The sequence below is a fragment of the Agrobacterium larrymoorei genome (genome assembly GCF_030819275.1).
Lineage (GTDB): Bacteria > Pseudomonadota > Alphaproteobacteria > Rhizobiales > Rhizobiaceae > Agrobacterium > Agrobacterium larrymoorei_B.
In genome coordinates this window covers 474,731-492,680 of record NZ_JAUTBL010000001.1, presented here as the reverse complement: position 1 = coordinate 492,680, position 17,950 = coordinate 474,731, and the positions used below count along the sequence as shown (strand labels likewise).

Genomic DNA, 17,950 nt, shown 5'->3' with positions numbered 1-17,950 from the left:
CCTCTGCTGCCCCTCTGGCGAGATACGCAGCATTTTATATCGGAGTGATAAATTCCATCAGGCAGAGAAACCTAAGTGCCGTGCGTCTCGGAACCAAGCTGTAGTGGTGGTCCGATTTTCACAGATGGCATTTGTTGAGCATGTGCAGGCTGTAGAGGTGTGAAAGTCAAAACACGAGGATTTGGAACATGAAGGTCGTCGATTTTTCAGAGAGAGAGGCGTCTAAGCTAAAACGCTTCCTTCCTAGTTTGCTTGCTGTGATCGTGTTTTCTCCGTTGTTTGCGCTGTCCGCGGCGGCCAACGAAACAGAGAGCGTGACGCTTGAAAAGATAGCGCGAACGAAGACGATTACGATCGGGCATCGCACGGATGAATTGCCGTTTTCCTACGTGACGCCAGATGGCGTCGTGCGCGGCTACTCTATCGACATCTGTCAGAGGATCGCGGATCACGTCCGAGATGCACTGAAGCTTGATGCGCTCAAAATCAATTATGTGGTGGCCACGCCAGGAACGCGTTTCGTTCTGGTTAAGTCGGGTAAGATCGACATGGAATGCAGCGCAACGACCAACAATGCCGAGCGGCGAGAGCAAGTGGCATTTTCCTATCCGCACTTCATCACCGCGACCCGTTTCGTGTCGAAGAAATCCAGCAATCTCAACAGTATCAAGGATCTTTCGGGTCGCACCGTCGCTTCGACGACAGGCACCATCAACATTGCACAGTTGCAAAACGTCAACCGGTCGCAAAAACTGAATATCTCGGTGGCGATTACCAAGGTGAATTCCGAAGCATTCACCATGGTGGAGAACGATCGAGCATCCGCCTTCGTCATGGACGATGTGCTGTTGGCCGCGCATGTGGCTTTCTCCAAGACACCGGAGGACTATGCGATCTCTCGGGAGACCTTCGGACCTCCCGAGCCCTATGGCATTCTTTTGCCCAAGGGAGATGATGCATTCAAGGCGCTGGTCAACGAGGCTTTGTTCACAATGTTCACCGGCGGTGAGATAGAGACGATCTACAATAAGTGGTTCATGTCCCCGGTGCCGCCGGACAATCGAAATTTCAATCTTCCTCTCTCTTCGGAGCTGAAAGCGGCTTTCAAGGAGCCGAAGGAATATCTGCAATGAAAATGCGTATCCTCCAAGGTCTCTCGTTGATCTTTTGCCTTGCAGCCCCTTTTCGGGTGAGCGCCGAAGACAAGATTTTCGACACGCCGACTCTCGACAGGATCGTCCAGACGGGGAAAATCAGGATCGGTTACGGTTCGACAGCGCCGTTTTCGTTCCTGAATGCTGATGGTCAGGTTCTTGGTTACTCGATCGATCTCTGCCGCGGCGTAGTGGAACGGTTGAAGCAGCGTTTGAAATTGCGATCTATCGACATAGAGTTCGTCCCGCGCACGCCAAGCAATCGCATCCAGCTTTTGAACGATGGGAGCATGGACATCGAATGCAATGCCAGCACCAATACGGCGGAACGGCGCAAGAGTGTGGCGTTCTCGTACAGCCATTTTTACGGCGTGACGCGCTATGTCTCTCTGCGCAAGAACGGATTGGCGAAGCTCGACGATCTCAAGGGCCGCTCGGTCAGCGTGGCGCTCGGCACGGTCAATATCAACGAGATCAATGACATCAGCCGAAAGCGGAGACTTAATATTTCACCCGTCCCGGTCGACAGCCTTCAAGCCGCATTCGACATGGTCACGGATGGTCGTGTTGCCGCCTTCGCAATGGACGAAGTCCTGCTGAAAACGATGATCGCTCGCACGCAAAACCCTTCCGATTATGCGCTCTCGGACGAACAGTTGACGGATGTACAGCCGCTCGGCTTCATGATGCGCTTGAACGATAAGCCTTTTGTCAATGCGGTGAATGAAGGATTGGCCGACATCTATAAAACTGGGGCCGTCAGGGATATTTATAAGCGGTGGTTTGAAGACCCGATGCCGGGGCTCAACATCAAACTCGATCTGCCGATGAACCGGTGGCTCATGGACGCGATCATAAATCCGAAGGTAATTGAATGATTGGTGGGGAGAGGGCGGCTCGTCCTTTCCAGGAAATTCTCATCTCTCCCATTTAGGAGCGGGAGGCGGGGGTAGGCAAGTCCGATCAGCTTTGGGCAGGCAGTTTTAGGCCCTCGCGCTGAAACGCCCGTTGCACGGCGGGCCGATTGGCCATCCGCTGCGCATGCGCTGTCCAGTTTGGGAAGTCGTTGGCCATATCGAACCCAAGCACTGGCCCGCGTCCCCAGGTCCAGAATACCAGAAGATAGGGGTCTGCGACGGTATAGAGATCGCCGATGGCCCAAGGCCCCGCACCGAGGCGGGCGTCGACGGCTCGCCATAGATCGCGGCTCGTCTCCAAAACCTTCGCGCGGACATCTTTCAGTGCCTCTTCGCTTTCTGCATAGCGCTCCGCGCGGCGGACATGCGCATAGGCGACATGGACGGTAGAGGCGATCCAGCCGAGCCATTCCGTCACGCGCGCTTGATCGCGCAGTTGTTCCGGCCATAATTTTGCATCGGGAAAAGAGGTGGCGATGAACTGTAGAATGGCAGGATTTTCCGTCAGCACCCAGTCATCGACGCCGAGCGCCGGCACACGGCCTTTTGGATTGATGCGGAGATAATCAGGTTTGCGCTGCTCTCCGGACGCCGAGTCTATGCGGACCGGTTCGAAGGTCGCGCCCGTTTCTTCAAGCGCGATGTGCGGCGCGAGCGAACAGGCGCCATTGCTGTAAAAGAGGCGCAACAGTTTTGCCATGACGATCTCCCTTTGGCTTCAAGAAAGCTACCGCGCACGTCTATTGAGGGAAAGTGACGAGGGAGCATAGCGGCTTTGCATCCATGTGTTCCCTTCACCTCTGCTTTAATTTTTCCGGAACCAATAGCGGAGGGCCACGTTCGATTGGCAGGAGACGCGCCGTGTCAAACGGACGTGATGGTGCTGGAGAACATCGGGATTTTTCCGTTTTCTCCCGATGGCCAACGAAAAGGCAGACGAGCTTCTTATCCATCCGGCCGTCTCCGCCAATCTGCCAAAACAATTTGGCTGCCAAGGAGGTTTTGACGTGGAAAAGACCGAAACGCGAAAGCTTGCGGAAGAATACATGCTCCTCGGCGGCACCCGCCAGGTGATGATCGACGACAACAAGACATTTGTTCGCCAGTACGACAACGAGCCTGAAGAAGCGGAACGCTTCTGGCAGGAGCGCATCGCCACTCTCGACAAGGAGCGGATCGCCGATGTCGAGTTCTTTCTGCCGTCTGTGAATTCAGACGTGGAATCGTAACGACCCCCCCCCCAACAAATATACACCAGGAAGGAAACAGCCATGACTGCTATCAATTCTGCCAAGATCGTCATTCTCGCGACCGACGGATACGAGCGTTCGGAGCTTCGCGTTCCCTATGAAGAACTGAAGCGCAAGGGCGCGGACGTCAAGATCGCTTCTATCAAGGACGGCGAGATCAAGAGCTGGGATGAGAAGGACTGGGGCGATAGCGTTAAAGTCGATCTTCTCGCAAAAGACGTTCGGATCGAAGACTTCGATGCTCTCGTGCTTCCGGGCGGCCAGATCAACCCCGATGTCCTGCGCACCGATGATGAAGCGATGCGCGTGGTCAAGGAGTTCGTGAAGTCTGGTAAAGTAGTGGCGGCCATTTGCCACGCACCTTGGCTTCTCGTCGAAGCCGATGCCGTGCGCGGCCGTGAGGTGACCTCATACGGCTCGATCAAGACCGACGTGAAAAATGCCGGTGGCATCTGGAAGGACGAGAAGGTCGTTTGCGACAAGGGCATCGTCACGTCCCGTAATCCCGACGACCTGGAAGCCTTTGTTGCCAAAATCGTGGAAGAGGTCGAAGAAGGCCGCCACGAACGTCAGGCAGCATAAGCTATTTTTCATAGCTTGAACGCCAATCAAGGGCTGGTACGCAATCTGCGCGCCGGCCTTTTTTGTTGCAGGCCCGTACCATAGGAAAAGGATAAGAGAAGAATTGCAGGACGCCCATGCACGTTACGAGTCGGAAGGCTCTAGATATGACCGGGATGCAAAATTCGCCACATTTCTGCCTTAATTACGCCATCCTTTTGACCCGGAAACGTTTCAGATGACCGTTGAAATTAATCTTTTCCAACAAAATCGGTTTATTTTTAATTATTTTGTGTGTGCGCTGCCGTAATTTTGCTGCGCCGCATATAAGAAATATTACATCTATCTTATTTAGCAGACGCCTGCGTATTCGCCCTTTTAATTGCCGAAACCAGTAAACCAGAAGAACAGCTTTAATATAAATAGGCATGCAATACATATGTTTGGTAATCATGCGTGAACTGCATGACGAACACCTGCCGTTGTTCCTTTTATAGGCGGTTATTAATAGTCTCGTCCAACATCATGTGAGGAATTTGGGGATGTCCGTTTTAGGGTGCTGGGTAACGCTGCCTCACAAAAAATTCAAAAGCATCAAATTCCGACCACAGAGTTCATGTCTCATGATGACTGCATGACGCGCCCAACGGGTACCGACCTATCGCAAAACATAAATGGAGTTCTCTCTATGAAGTCCGCGACTCGATCGGCTGTTTCGCCGCTTAGTGGTTCTGAAGAGTTTGATGTGAGTTTTCCCATCGGGGGCATCGTGAAACGCAGTTTCGATGTTTCCTCGGCACTGCTCGCACTTCTTGTCCTCAGCCCGATCTTTCTCATGATCGTGGTCTTGGTCAAACTATCCGACAAGGGACCTGCTTTTTACGGCCACCGCCGTATCGGCCATAATGGCCGCACGTTTCATTGCCTGAAATTCCGCACGATGGTCGTGAACGGAGATGAGGTGCTGAAACAATATCTCGCCACCGATCCGCAGGCTGCGGAGGAATGGCGCCAAACGAGAAAACTGAAGAACGATCCGCGTGTCACAGCGGTTGGCAGCGTTCTTCGCAAGCTGAGCCTTGATGAACTGCCACAGCTCATCAACATCATTCGTGGTGAAATGAGTGTTGTCGGTCCTCGTCCTGTCGTGGACGAAGAGCTCAACTATTATGAAAGTGCCGCGCGCTACTATCTCAGCACGCGTCCTGGTCTTACCGGTCTCTGGCAGATCAGCGGTCGAAACGACGTCTCCTACAAGGAGCGCGTGGATTACGACACGCAATATGTTCAGAACTGGTCAATGATGAAAGACATTTCCATCATCATGAAAACCGTGCCCGCTGTCTGCATGTCCCGCGGCAGCTATTGAAGCCAGAATAGATACTCGGCGTGAACGCAGGACCTCCCACCTGTGCCATGCCTTGCGGCTGCGACCGGACTTGCACCGGTCGCGCATTCACTTTTCAAGGCATCAACATGGAGTTTTACATGGTTGGCATTGCCGACGAACCTCTCCCTAAAACATGGCGTAAACGTACCGCTCTGGCTTTCGCCGCAGCCCTGCTGCTCACCAGTCCGCTGAGCGCTCTCGCACAGGATGGCCAGTATCGACTTGGAACCGCTGACAAGCTTCGTATCCGCGTTGCGGAGTGGCAGCCGGCAGACGGCACCATCCGCAACTGGGATGTGATCAACGGCGATTACTCCGTCGGTCCGTCCGGTACGTTGTCACTTCCGTTCATCGGTCAGTTGAATGTCGCCGGAAAGACCGCAGGCGAGGTGGGAGAGGCGATTGGCGCAGAGCTTCAAAGCAAGTTTGCCCTGCGCAACCTTCCGTCGGCTTCCGTCGAAGTTGCCCAATTCCGTCCGGTCTTCCTGACGGGGGATGTCCAAACGCCCGGCGAATATCCCTATGCGCCCAACATGACGGTTTTGAAGGCTGTCAGCCTCGCAGGCGGTCTGCGCCGTTCCGATGCGGGGCAACGTTTTGCGCGTGATTTCATCAATGCCCGTGGTGACGCTGCCGTCTATGACGACCAGCGCGGCCGTCTTCTGGCACGTCAGGCGCGTTTGATTGCCGAGGTGAGCGGCGAGCAGGAGATCAAGAAGACGCCTGAAATGGAAAAGGTCGTCAATATCGACGCGCTCCTGGAAAGCGAAAGCGCGCTGATGAAGTCTCGCACCGAGCGCTATACGCTTCAGTTGAAGGCGTTGAAGGATTTGCGCGAACTGCTGGATGCGGAAGTGGAATCTCTGCGTAAGAAGGCAGATAGCCAGCAACGGCAGTTGCAATTGGCCAATGAAGACCGCGAGAAGGTCAATCGCTTGAACGAGCAGGGCCTTGCACTCGCTCAGCGCCGCATCTCCGCAGAAGAACGCGCAGCCGAGGTGGAGGCCACGCTTCTCGATATCGATACCAATGCGCTTCGCGCCAAGCAGGATATCAACAAGGCGGTCCAGGATGAGATCAACCTGCGAAACGATTGGGACGCGCAGCGATCCAAAGAGTTGCAGGATACGCAGGCCGAATTGCAGAAGCTGAACCTTCAACTTTCCACCAGTCGAGAGCTCATGTCGGAGGCCCTGGCGCAATCGGCGGAAGCTCTGCGTTTCGATCCGTCCGGCAAATCTGCCTCGATTTCCTATGTCGTTGTGCGTGAAGACAAGGGAAAATCGAAGGAAATCAAGGTTGACGAAACCACGGCTCTTGAGCCTGGCGACGTTATCAAGGTTTCCTCGGAAGTGCTGATGCAGTGAGGCGGCGATGCGGATTGCGAAATCGGCACTGATCGATCCCGATAGAAACGGACTTTACGGAACGGCGGCGGTGGCGCTGTCCTTCTTCGTCTTCGCCTATTCGTCGAAGTTCGGCCAAGTCTCGATCCTTGCCTATTACGCCGTCTGGCTGCCTCTGGTCGTGGTCGATTATCGTCGTGTCCTTGGCAATTATGCTCGCTATTTCTGGATTTTCGCCTTCGGCATTCTGGCGATACTGTCGAGCTTCTGGTCGGATGCCATGTCCGTCAGCCTGCGCGCCTCCATTCAGTACATGACGCATATCGTTTGCGCGCTGATTGCCATGCATGTCATCTCGATCCGCACACTGACACGCGGCGCGTTAATCGGCATCACTCTCGTGCTCGTCTACTCGCTGCTCTTCGGCACCTATCTTTTCGATGCGCTGGATGGCACGACCAGCTTCGTCGGCGCCTTCTCCTCGAAGAACCAGTTGGGCTTTTATGCCTCGCTTGGCGTTCTCTTTGCCGCAGCCTCGGTGCTCGTGCTGCGTCAAAGAGGCGTATGGTTGCCGATCGCAGGCGTTGCCGGCCTGATTTCGGCCTACAGCCTGCTTGCCTCCCAATCGGCGACATCCGCGATCACCACAGCCGCCGTCGTTGTCATGATGGCGGGTCTGTTACCGCTCTGGGCCTTGTCGCCCGGCAATAGGAAGATGCTGTTTTTTGCAGCCGTTGGCCTCGGCGGCCTGTTTGTCGTGGCCGCGCTGCAGTTCGGTCTCTTCGACGCAATCCTCGGCGTGTTCGGCAAGGATACGACGTTGACGGGACGTACCTATCTTTGGCAGCAGGGTATCGAGGCGGCCAAGCGTGCCCCCATTTTCGGTGTCGGCTATCAGGGTTTCTGGGTGCCAGGATTTTCCGATGCCGAAAGGTTGTGGGACGATTTCTTCATTACCGGTCGTAGCGGCTTCCATTTCCACAACACCTATATCGAAGTGGTGGTGGAGAACGGCTTCGTCGGTCTCATTCTGCTGGCGATCCTGCTCTATGGCACGCTGTTGGGCCACTTGCGCTCGATCCTGATGCGCAATCAGGATCCCCAAGCGCTGATCCTGTTTTCGCTCTGCGCTCTTTTCGTCGTCCGCTCCTTCGTCGAGATCGATATTATCTTCCCATACCAGATCGGCTCTTTCCTGCTGTTTTATGCGGCTGGCAAACTCAGCCTGCCGCGGCGCAGTTCTGTGGTCACATCGCCCTTCATGGCCGGTCTCTCGGTACGGCCATTGGCGGGAGGATAGAGCGTTTCAATTTAACAAGGAAACGCTCTAAAGAATCTTCTCACCCCTCCACAGGAGTCCGGCGGAGTCGTGTTGACTCTTTTGTGAATATAGAACAAAAAGTGAACATTAGTTTTTTAGCGTGGAATGCTCTGAGAAGTTTCGTGTCATGCAGAAGCGCGCAGAACAGCTTGTCGTGGAGGAATTGCGAGAAAGGCTGGAGAGGATCACCCAAGGTCCTGCCAGACAGCAGGAGACTCTGCCCTTCAATATTCCTGCCATTGATGAGCGGCTTCCAGGTCAAGGCTTGAAGCTTGGCAGCTTGCATGAGGTGAGCGGTGGCGGAAACGGGGCCGTGGATGGTGCAGCATCAGCGCTCTTTTGTGCGGGCATCGCGGCCCGGTTAAAGGGCAAGATCCTGTGGTGTGTGACCCGTCCCGATCTCTTCATGCCAGCCCTCACGCAGGCAGGGCTTTCGCATAACCGGCTGATCATCGTCGAGTGTCGTGATGAAAAGGGCGTGCTGGACTGTTTTGAGGAAGGGCTGCGCTGCAACGGCTTTGGCGCCGTGATCGGTGAAGTGTCGAAGCTGCCGATGAACATGTCGCGGCGGCTGCAGCTGACGGCGGAAGCTTCCGGCGTGGCAGCCATTGCTCTTCGCCGCTGGCGCCATGTGAGTGGTGTTGGCGATTTCGGCCAACCAACCGCAGCCGTCACCCGGTGGCGCATTTCCATGCGTCCGTCCACACCCTTGCCGGTGCGCGGGGTAGGGCGATCCCGCTGGTTTGTGGAATTGTTGCGCGTCCGGGGTGGCGAACCTTTTGAACTGGAAGTGGAAGCCTGTGATGCAGAGGGTCGTCTCGCTATACCTGCCGACATGGCAGACGGATCGATACCGCAGGATGCTTGGGGACGCAGCGCCACCGGTTGAAACACCCGTGGTGATGATTGCGCGCCAGGGAAGCCGCCGGCTCGTGGCTGCTCTTAATAGCGCCGCGATGAAAGCGGGCTTGCGCCCTGGCATGCCAGCCAGCAAGGCGCAGGCCATTCTGCCGGGCCTTGTTGTCGAAGACTTGAAGCCGGAGGATGATGCAAAAGCCCTTGAGGATCTGGCCTTCTGGTTTTTGCGCATCTACGCCCCCATCGTTGCACCGGACGCGCCCGATGGGCTGGTGCTCGATACGACCGGAGCCGATCACCTGCATGGTAATGAAAGGCTGATGCTGACAGGCATGATCAATCGCCTGCATGCGCTGGGTTTTACGGCGCGTGCGGCAATCGCCGAAAGCTGGGGTGCTGCCCACGCGCTTGCCCGTTTCGGGCGCGAGGCCGTCACCATTTTACCTGAAGGTAGCGTGAGAGAGGCTCTCGCGCCGCTGCCGCTTGCCGCCTTGCGACTGGATGCCCATCTGGTCAATGAGCTGAAGGTCCTTGGCTTTCGCCGTATTGGAGAACTGGCAGCCGCGCCGCGCGCGCCGATCACCTTGCGGTTTGGCCCCGAAGTGGGGCGCAGGCTGGATCAGGCTCACGGTGTCCTGTCGGAACCGATAGAGCCGGTCCGCGTAGCAGAACTGGTGACCGTGCGCCGCTTCTTTCCCGAACCGATTGGTGCTGCAGAAACCATCGCCAAGTACACCCGCAAGCTTGTGTCCGGCCTCTGTCTGGATCTGGAGAAACGTGGCCTTGGTGCGCGTCGCGTCGATCTGGTTTTCCATCGGGTGGACAGTGGGGTGCAGGCGATCCGGGCTGGAACCTCGAAGCCCGCCCGCGACAGCAAGCAATTGTCCCGCCTTTTAACCGACCGTATCGAGACGATCGATCCGGGTTTTGGTATCGAGAAGATGACGCTGACGGCAACCCATGCCGAGCCACTTCTTGCCGGACAAGCACGTTCCATTCTTCTGGAAGAGGCAGGAGGCGATATTGGCGAGGCTGTCGATATCATCCTCAACCGTGGCCACAAGGTCTATCGCTATGCCGCGGTTCAAAGCGATGTGCCGGAGCGCTCCGTTGAGAAAATTCCAGCCGAGGCTACGGATGCGCCCGGCTGGCCGGAACACTGGCCGCGACCGGTGAGACTTCTGTTCAGGCCGGAGCCGATCCAGACCGTGGCGCTTCTGCCCGATCATCCTCCCCGAAGCTTCATATGGCGCGGGGTGCGTCACATCGTCAAGCGGGCCGACGGGCCGGAGCGCGTCTTTGGCGAATGGTGGAAGCGCGATCGAGAGCTCTCGGCAGTGCGCGATTATTTCCGTGTCGAAAACGAGAGCGGCGAGCGCTTCTGGATATTCCGCTCCGGCGACGGCGAGCACACCGAGACCGGCTCTCTGGAGTGGTTCATGCATGGATTTTTCGCATGAGTACGGGTGTTCGTTATGCCGAGCTGCAGGTGACCTCACATTTTTCCTTTCTGCGTGGCGCCAGTTCCTGCGAGGAACTTTTCGCTCAGGCTAAAGCGCTCGGCATAGAGGCGTTGGGCATTGTCGATCGCAACAGCCTCGCGGCCATTCCCCGGGCGCATAAAATCGCCGAGGAGCTTGGGCTTCGGCTGGTGGTCGGCTGCAGGCTGGATTTGGTGCAGGATGTCTCCGTGCTGGTCTATCCCACGAACAGAGAGGCCTATGGTCGGCTATGCCGTCTGCTGACATTCGGGAAGAAAGGCGGCAAGGCTGGCAAGTGCTCGCTCACATGGAGTGATCTGGTTGCCTATGGCGAAGGGCTTATCGTGGTTCTCCTGCCGGATGAGACGGATGAAAGCCTTTCCAGCCATCTGCGCCGGATAAAGACGGATTTCGGTCATCGCGCCTATGTGGCGATGAGCCTGCGCCGCCGGCCAAATGACGCGCTGCGTCTTTATGAACTGTCACAGATGGCAGCGCGCGCCGGTGTGGCAACGGTCGTCACCAATGATGTTCTTTTTCATGAGCCCGGTCGTCGCATGTTGCAGGATGTCGTCACCTGCATTCGCCACAACTGCACGATCGACGATGCCGGCTTCAGGCGCGAGCGTCATGCCGATCGCTATCTGAAGCCGCCGGAGGAAATGTACCGGCTTTTTTCTGCCTATCCGGATGCGTTGGAAAACACACTGAAGATCGTGAAGAAGTGCCGGTTTTCCCTCTCGGAACTGGAATATCAATATCCGGACGAGCGACAAGTCCCGGGAATGACGGCACAGGAAGCGCTGGAAAAATTCGTATGGGACGAAGCGCCGAAGCGCTATCCCGATGGTGTGCCGGAGAAGGTGGAGCAGACGCTGCGGCACGAATTGGCCATTATCGCCAAAAAGAAATACGCGCCCTATTTCCTGACCGTCAACAAAATTGTCCGGCAAGCGCGTGAGATGAAAATCCTCTGTCAGGGACGGGGATCCGCGGCCAATTCAGCTGTCTGCTATGTTCTCGGCATCACGGCCATCGATCCGGATGAGAGCGACCTTCTGTTCGAACGCTTCGTCTCCGAGGACCGCGACGAGCCGCCGGATATCGATGTCGATTTCGAGCACCAGCGGCGCGAGGAGATCATTCAGTGGATTTACGATCATTACGGGTTCGATAAGGCGGCGCTTTGTTCCGTGGTCACTTGTTATCGCGGCAAAGGGGCCATTCGGGACGTGGGCAAGGTGCTTGGCCTTCCCGAAGACCTGACAAAGCTCATGTCCTCGCAGATCTGGTGGTGGACGGAAGGCACGGGCGAGAAGCATGCCAATGAATTGAACATCAATCTGGAGGATCGGCGCGTCAGACTTGCCTTCGATCTCGCGCGTCAATTGATCGGAACGCCCCGCCATTACAGCCAGCATCCCGGCGGTTTCGTTTTGACCCATGACCGGCTAGACGAACTCGTTCCCATTCTTCCCGCATCCATGAAGGACAGGAGGATTATCGAATGGGACAAGGACGATATCGAGATCGTCAAATTCATGAAGATGGATTGCCTGGCACTCGGCATGCTCTCCTGCATGCGAAGGGCCTTCGAGATGCTGACGGTGCGCAAGGGCGAGGAGTTTGGGCTCACCAGCATCAAGAACGACGACGGGCCGACCTACGATATGATCTGCAAGGCCGACACGATCGGCACGTTCCAGATCGAAAGCCGCGCGCAGATGTCAATGTTGCCAAGGCTGAGACCGAGGAAGCTATACGATCTCGTCATTCAGGTCGCAATCGTGCGACCGGGTCCGATACAGGGCAATATGGTCCATCCCTATCTCAAGCGGCGTCAGGAAATAGCTGAGGGCAAGAAGATCGATTACGAGCATCCCACCCTCGAAAAGGTTCTTCAGAAGACGCTTGGCGTTCCGCTGTTTCAGGAACATGCCATGCGCATTGCCATCGACTGTGCCGGCTTTACCCCCAGTGAAGCGGATAAGCTGAGACGGGCGATGGCCACGTTCAAAAATGTTGGGACTATCGCGAATTTCGAAAAACGGCTTATCGGAGGGCTTATTGAAAATGGCTTTAGCGAAGAGTTTGCCAAACGACTCTTCGCTCAGATTCAAGGTTTCGGCAGCTATGGCTTTCCCGAAAGCCATGCAGCCTCCTTCGCCTTGATTGCCTATGCATCGGCATGGGTGAAGTGCCACCATCCCGATATCTTCTGTGCGGCGCTGTTGAACTCCCAGCCGATGGGATTTTACGCCCCTGCACAGCTTGTTCGCGATGCACGCGACCACGGCGTCGTGGTTCGGCCCGTCTGCGTCAATGCGAGCCGCTGGGATTGCGTGCTGGAGGAGAAGGTCGGCCCGGAGCGCAACGCCGTGCGCCTTGGTATGCGGCTGGTGAAGGGGCTGTCCAACGAGCATGCGGCAAACATCATCGCCTGTCAGCAAGAGCTGCCTTTCCAATCTATCGATGATTTATGGAGACGAGCAGGGGTGCCGGTTTCCGCGCTGGTCTGTCTTGCCGAGGCGGATGCCTTTCTTCCGTCCCTTGGTCTCTCGCGTCGTGAGGCACTGTGGGCGATCAAGGGGCTGCGCGATGAGCCCCTGCCGCTTTTCGCCGCTGCCGCTGCACGAGAGAACGCGTTGATCGAGGAGTTGCAGGAGCCGGAAGTCAACTTGCTACCCATGACCGCAGGCGGAGAGGTGGTGCAGGACTATGGTCATGTAGGCCTGACCCTGCGAGACCACCCCATGAGCTTCCTGCGTCGGGATCTCGCCCGACGTCGGATCGTAACATGCGCTGAGACGCTCAAGACGAATGACGGTCGCTGGCTGGAAGTGGCCGGTCTGGTGCTCGTGCGGCAGCGCCCCGGCTCGGCAAAGGGCGTCATCTTCATGACGCTCGAAGACGAGACCGGCATTGCCAATGCCGTCGTCTGGGTGAAGACCTTCGAGAAGTATCGCCGTGTCATCCTGTCGGCGGGGATGGTTGGGATTTACGGCAAGCTTCAGCGTGAAGGCGAGGTCGTCCACGTCGTTGCCCACCGTATCACCGATCTGTCGGATGTTTTGAGAAGTGTCGGCGAGAGGGATAAGCCGTTTCCGCTGCCGCATGGTCGCGGCGATGAGTTTCATCACGGGATACCGACGGCGCGTGACAGGCGCGGATTGCCGCCGAGATCAGCTCTTCAGGAGAGCGATGAAGATCACATCACCGTCAAGGGCCGCAACTTCCATTGAACTATACCCTACGCCTGCCAGCCCCCAAGGTACATGCTTGCGAGGGGCAACTCATGTCAGAGCTGCGTTCTTTATCCGGTCTTTGCCGACTTCGATCACATGCCTCATGGCCTTCACAGCGGCGTTTTCGTCTCGCGCGGCAATGGCGTGCACAATGCGCAAATGGTTGGCAGCAATCTCTGCGATGGTTGCGGGAGCAGAGGCTGGCGACGAGAGTTTGAAGGAGATGGCCAGCGCTGCCTCGATCAATCCGCTTGCCGAGCGCATGAACGGATTGCCGGAAATGCTGGCGACGGCGAGGTGAAATTCCAGGTCGACCTTGGCGATGCTCTCGGCTGTATGGTGGGTGTTATCGAACTTGGCTGCAATCGCGTAAAGGGAAACGATATCCTCGCTGGAGGCGTGCCGTGCCGCCGCGGCTGCCGCGGCAGGCTCCAGCGCCAGACGAATTTCGGCCAGATGCTCGATGAATTCAGGGTCGAGGCCCGCTTCGCAGCGCCATCCCAGCACATCCGGGTCAAAGAAGTTCCAGCTCGACTTGTCGAGAACGCGTGTACCGACTTTTGCCTTGGCCTCCACCAGCCGCTTGGCGGCCAGCGTCTTCATCGTCTCTCTGAGAACGGTTCTCGAAACACCGAAGCGAAGCGAAAGTTCGGCATCGTTGGGAAGAAGGGAACCCTCCGGTATCCGGCCCGAAACAATGGCGCTGCCAAGTTCCGCCACGACGTGCGCATGGCTGTTGCGCCGCTTTCGTCCCGATATCGTGTTTTCCAGTAACCCCAACAACTATCTCCCTCGCTGCTGCTATGCCGGGTGAGCCGCCGCCATTCTTCTGTTTGAGTACCAGATGATTGTGCGTTGCAAAACGATGAATATGAACAGAAGTATGCCGATGACGATTTTCGTCCACCAAGATGACAGTGTTCCATCGAAAACGATATAGGTCTGAATGAGGCCCTGGATCATAAGACCGATGAAGGTGCCGGCGACGAGGCCTGTTCCGCCTGTCAAAAGCGTTCCGCCAATGACGACCGCCGCGATCGCATCCAGTTCGACACCCACAGTTGCCAGAGAATAACCGGACGAGGTGTAGAGCGTGTAGACGATACCCGCGAGGCCGGAAAGAAAACCGGAGAGCGCGTAGATGCCAACGGTAGTTTTGGCGACGGGAACGCCCATCAGTTCTGCCGATTGCTGGTTTCCACCAAGCGCGTAGACATTAGCGCCGAAGCGTGTGCGTGCCGCAACCAGCATGCCAACCGCGAAGACGACGAGCATGACGATGGCAAGCGCCGTCAACCGACCGCCGCCGGGCACGCGAATATAGAAGCCTTGGATCGCGTCGATGACCGGATGGGAGATCGGAACGGAATCGGTCGACATGAGATAGGCGGCACCGCGAGCCAGAAACATGCCCGCGAGGGTGACCACGAAGGGCGGGATTGCGAGAAAGCGGATCATGGCACCCATGAGGCTGCCAAAAATCGTCGCGATGACAAGCACTGCTGCAAAGGCAATGAGCGGATGAACACCATATCCGTTGACGAGCACGGCAACGAAGACGCTGGCAAAAGCAATGACCGAGCCAATGGACAGATCGATACCGCCAGACAGGATCACGAATGTCATGCCGACAGCCGCAATGCCGAGAAACGCATTATCTGTCAGAAGATTGCCGATGACCCTTGTGCTGAGAATGCCGGGGTACTGGGATACGCACAGAGCATAGGCAATGATGAAGATCGCCAGCGTCGTGAAAAAGGGAAGGTTGCGGGTGTGGATCATCGCGCGGCTTCTCCTTTGTTTGCGGTGGGTGCCGGTGCCGCCGGGCTTGGTTTCTTTGGCGTCCTGGCAAAGCCGAGAAGCGTGACGAGTGCTGGCGATTGAAGCGTCAGAACCACGATGATGATCCCTGCCTTGATGATCAGGTTGAATTCCGGCGGGAAGCCCGAGACGAGAATACCGGTATTGATCGTCTGGATGATCAGCGCGCCGATGAGCGAAGCAGTGATGGAGAAGCGTCCGCCATTCAGCGACGTGCCACCGATGACGACCGCCAGGATTGCATCGAGTTCCAGCCAGAGCCCGGCATTGTTGGCATCTGCACCACGAATATCCGCGGTCACGATCATACCGGCGATGGCGGCACAAAGCCCCGAAATCGCGTAGACGAAGAACAGCAGGAAGCGGGCGCGAACCCCGGCAAGTGCTGCCGCACGGCGGTTGATGCCGGTCGCCTCGATCAGGAAACCGAGCGCGGATTTGCGCACCAGAAGACCGATAAGAACGGCACTCGCCACCCAGATGACAACGGGGAGCGGAACGCCTGCAAAGGAGCCAGAACCGATGGCAGCAAAGCTGTCATTGTTGAAGGTCAAGATGACGCCTTCGGTAATCAGCTGTGCAATGCCGCGGCCGGCAACCATCAGGATGAGGGTGGCGATGATCGGCTGGATATCCAGCACGGCAACAAGGATGCCATTCCAGATGCCGCAGGCGATGCCCACAGCCAGTGAAACGGCAATCACCACCGGAATGGAATGTCCCGCGCTGATCAGCGTCGCTGCAACAGCGCCGCAAATGGCGATCACCGCGCCAATCGAAAGATCGATACCTTTGGTGGCGATGACGAGCGTCATGCCGATCGTCAAAAGTGCGACGGGCGCGGCGCGTACCAGAATATCGATAAGGCTGCCGTAGAGGCGTCCATTCTGCATCGAGACATTCAGGAAGCCAGGTGAGATCACCGTAATGGCAGCCAGAATGATGAACAGCGCGATGAACTGCGGGGCCAGTCTCTTCAACTTCAATGTCACGCTCTTCATCACGCGGCCTCCGTTCGGGCGGAGGTGGCAATCGCCTTCATGATGTTTTCTGCAGTCACGTCGGATCCCTTGAGTTCTTCAACATGGCGACGGTCCGACAGGACGATGACGCGATGGGCGACCGCCGTCAGTTCTTCCAGTTCCGAGGAAATGACGACGAGCGACATGCCCTCCTGGCAAAGCTTCTCGATCATCTTCAGGATTTCGGCGTGCGCCCCGATATCGATGCCGCGCGTCGGCTCGTCGAGAATAAGAAGGCGAGGCTCGGTCGCCAGCCAGCGGGCAAGGATTGCCTTTTGCTGATTGCCACCGGAGAGGAATTTGATCGGGCGTTCGCGATCGGCAGGACGAATGTCGAGCGACTTGATGAAGTCGTCGGCAAGCGCTGCCTTTTGACGCTTGGAGATCGGTCGCATCCAGCCCTGGCGGGCTTGCAGGGCAAGCGCGATATTATCGGCGACGGAAAAATCGCCTATGATGCCATCCGTCTTGCGCTCTTCGGGACAGAAGCCAAAGCCCTGTTCGATGGCCGCTTCCGGTGACTGGATGGAAACCTGTTTGCCGTCAATGGTCGCCGTTCCGCTCTCCGGCTTGTCGATGCCGAAGAGAAGGAAGGCGGTTTCGCTGCGGCCAGAACCGAGGAGCCCTGCAATGCCGACCACTTCCCCCGGTCGAATATCGAGATCGAAGGGTTCGACGCTGCCGCGCTTGCCGTAGCCTTGAAAACGGATGGCGGGTGCACCTTCGACCACATCATTGTCGGAGGGCTGGCGATTATGCGTGACATTTTGCAATTCGCGGCCAAGCATCATGGAAATGAGCTCGCCTCTCGGAAGCTCCGAAATGGTGCGCGTTCCCACCAGCTTGCCATTGCGCAGAACCGTGACGCGGTCGGCAATGTCGTAAACCTGGTTGAGGAAGTGAGTGATGATGACGATGCCAAGGCCTTCGGCGCGCAACTGTCTCAACACCGTGAAGAGCATCTCGACTTCATGCGTATCGAGACTGGCCGTCGGCTCATCGAGGACGAGGACCTTGCCGGAGAGATCGACAGCGCGCGCAATGGCAATGATCTGCCGGATGGCGACGGAATAGCTGGAGAGAAGGGCATCGACGTCGATGTTCAGGCCGTAACGGCCAAGCAGCTTCTTTGCCTCGTCGCGCATAGTGCGCTTGTCGATGAGGCCGAAGCGGCGCGGCTGCCGGCCGAGAAAGAGATTTTCGGCAACGGTCAGGTTTTCCAGGAGATTGACCTCCTGATAGACGGTGCCAATGCCAAGAGCCTGCGCTTCACCGACATCGGTGGGGAAAATCTCGTCGCCATTGAGGCGCACTGTTCCCTTATCGCGGGTGTAAACGCCGGTCAGGATTTTGATGAGCGTGGATTTGCCGGCACCATTTTCGCCAAGCAGCGCGTGGACTTCGCCCGCGCGCAAGGTGAAATCGACATTGTCGAGAGCGGTTATGCCGAGGAAGGACTTACCGATGGCACGTGCTTCCAGAAGGGACGTTTGTTCGGACATTCTGAAGCATTCCATTGAAGAAAAAGCGTGAATGGAAACGGTGCCGGAGCACCGTTCCGATCGCCAGTTCCGATTTTAGGCA

Annotated in this window: 15 protein-coding genes; 10 read left to right on the top strand and 5 right to left on the bottom strand. The window is 56.9% G+C overall.

Annotated features, from left to right (window positions below):
- Positions 1–314 precede the first annotated feature (314 nt).
- The gene (locus QE408_RS02220) at positions 315–1,133 is read left to right on the top strand and encodes an amino acid ABC transporter substrate-binding protein (RefSeq protein WP_306928184.1); all 819 of its coding nucleotides are present in this window, start codon (positions 315–317) and stop codon (positions 1,131–1,133) included.
- A complete protein-coding gene (locus tag QE408_RS02215; RefSeq protein WP_306928183.1) occupies positions 1,130–2,032 on the top strand; it encodes an amino acid ABC transporter substrate-binding protein in 903 nt (300 codons plus the stop codon). Before QE408_RS02220 ends, QE408_RS02215 begins: the two co-directional genes overlap by 4 nt.
- 85 nt (positions 2,033–2,117) lie before the next feature.
- Here QE408_RS02215 and QE408_RS02210 read toward each other — a convergent pair whose 3' ends face one another.
- Positions 2,118–2,771 (bottom strand): glutathione S-transferase family protein, encoded by a 654-nt coding sequence (locus QE408_RS02210; RefSeq protein WP_306928182.1) that lies wholly within the window; start codon positions 2,769–2,771, stop codon positions 2,118–2,120.
- A gap of 307 nt (positions 2,772–3,078) precedes the next feature.
- On the opposite strand from QE408_RS02210, the gene QE408_RS02205 reads away from it, so the two are divergent.
- From QE408_RS02205 to QE408_RS02170, 8 genes are all read left to right on the top strand, one after another.
- Positions 3,079–3,300 carry a hypothetical protein gene (locus tag QE408_RS02205; protein WP_306928181.1) on the top strand — a complete coding sequence of 74 codons (222 nt, stop codon included), beginning with the start codon at positions 3,079–3,081 and terminating at the stop codon, positions 3,298–3,300.
- A 42-nt stretch (positions 3,301–3,342) separates the two neighbouring features.
- Positions 3,343–3,903 (top strand): type 1 glutamine amidotransferase domain-containing protein, encoded by a 561-nt coding sequence (locus QE408_RS02200; RefSeq protein ID WP_306928180.1) that lies wholly within the window; start codon positions 3,343–3,345, stop codon positions 3,901–3,903.
- Positions 3,904–4,570: 667 nt separating this feature from the next.
- Positions 4,571–5,251: a sugar transferase gene (locus QE408_RS02195; RefSeq protein WP_306928179.1), complete on the top strand. Its 681-nt coding sequence runs from the start codon at positions 4,571–4,573 to the stop codon at positions 5,249–5,251.
- Between the two features lie 119 nt (positions 5,252–5,370).
- A complete protein-coding gene (locus tag QE408_RS02190; protein ID WP_306928178.1) occupies positions 5,371–6,639 on the top strand; it encodes a polysaccharide biosynthesis/export family protein in 1,269 nt (422 codons plus the stop codon).
- A 7-nt stretch (positions 6,640–6,646) separates the two neighbouring features.
- Entirely contained in the window at positions 6,647–7,918 is a 1,272-nt protein-coding gene (locus QE408_RS02185) for an O-antigen ligase family protein (protein ID WP_306928176.1), read from the top strand.
- A 148-nt stretch (positions 7,919–8,066) separates the two neighbouring features.
- Positions 8,067–8,828 (top strand): ImuA family protein, encoded by a 762-nt coding sequence (locus QE408_RS02180; protein WP_306928174.1) that lies wholly within the window; start codon positions 8,067–8,069, stop codon positions 8,826–8,828.
- Complete coding sequence (locus QE408_RS02175) at positions 8,743–10,257, top strand: DUF6504 family protein (RefSeq protein ID WP_306928172.1); 1,515 nt, start codon at positions 8,743–8,745, stop codon at positions 10,255–10,257. Before QE408_RS02180 ends, QE408_RS02175 begins: the two co-directional genes overlap by 86 nt.
- Positions 10,254–13,520: an error-prone DNA polymerase gene (locus tag QE408_RS02170; protein WP_306928171.1), complete on the top strand. Its 3,267-nt coding sequence runs from the start codon at positions 10,254–10,256 to the stop codon at positions 13,518–13,520. Before QE408_RS02175 ends, QE408_RS02170 begins: the two co-directional genes overlap by 4 nt.
- A gap of 51 nt (positions 13,521–13,571) precedes the next feature.
- Here the strand turns inward: QE408_RS02170 and QE408_RS02165 are convergent, their stop codons facing one another.
- Genes QE408_RS02165 through QE408_RS02150 form a run of 4 tightly spaced genes read right to left on the bottom strand, consistent with a single transcriptional unit; the run spans position 13,572 to position 17,868 of the window.
- A complete protein-coding gene (locus QE408_RS02165) occupies positions 13,572–14,303 on the bottom strand; it encodes a FadR/GntR family transcriptional regulator (RefSeq protein WP_306928169.1) in 732 nt (243 codons plus the stop codon).
- Positions 14,304–14,324: 21 nt separating this feature from the next.
- A complete protein-coding gene (gene yjfF / locus QE408_RS02160; protein WP_306928167.1) occupies positions 14,325–15,305 on the bottom strand; it encodes a galactofuranose ABC transporter, permease protein YjfF in 981 nt (326 codons plus the stop codon).
- A complete protein-coding gene (locus QE408_RS02155) occupies positions 15,302–16,345 on the bottom strand; it encodes an ABC transporter permease (protein ID WP_306928165.1) in 1,044 nt (347 codons plus the stop codon). The genes yjfF and QE408_RS02155 overlap by 4 nt, the downstream gene beginning before the upstream one ends.
- A complete protein-coding gene (locus QE408_RS02150; RefSeq protein WP_306928163.1) occupies positions 16,345–17,868 on the bottom strand; it encodes a sugar ABC transporter ATP-binding protein in 1,524 nt (507 codons plus the stop codon). Before QE408_RS02150 ends, QE408_RS02155 begins: the two co-directional genes overlap by 1 nt.
- Positions 17,869–17,950: the final 82 nt, after the last annotated feature.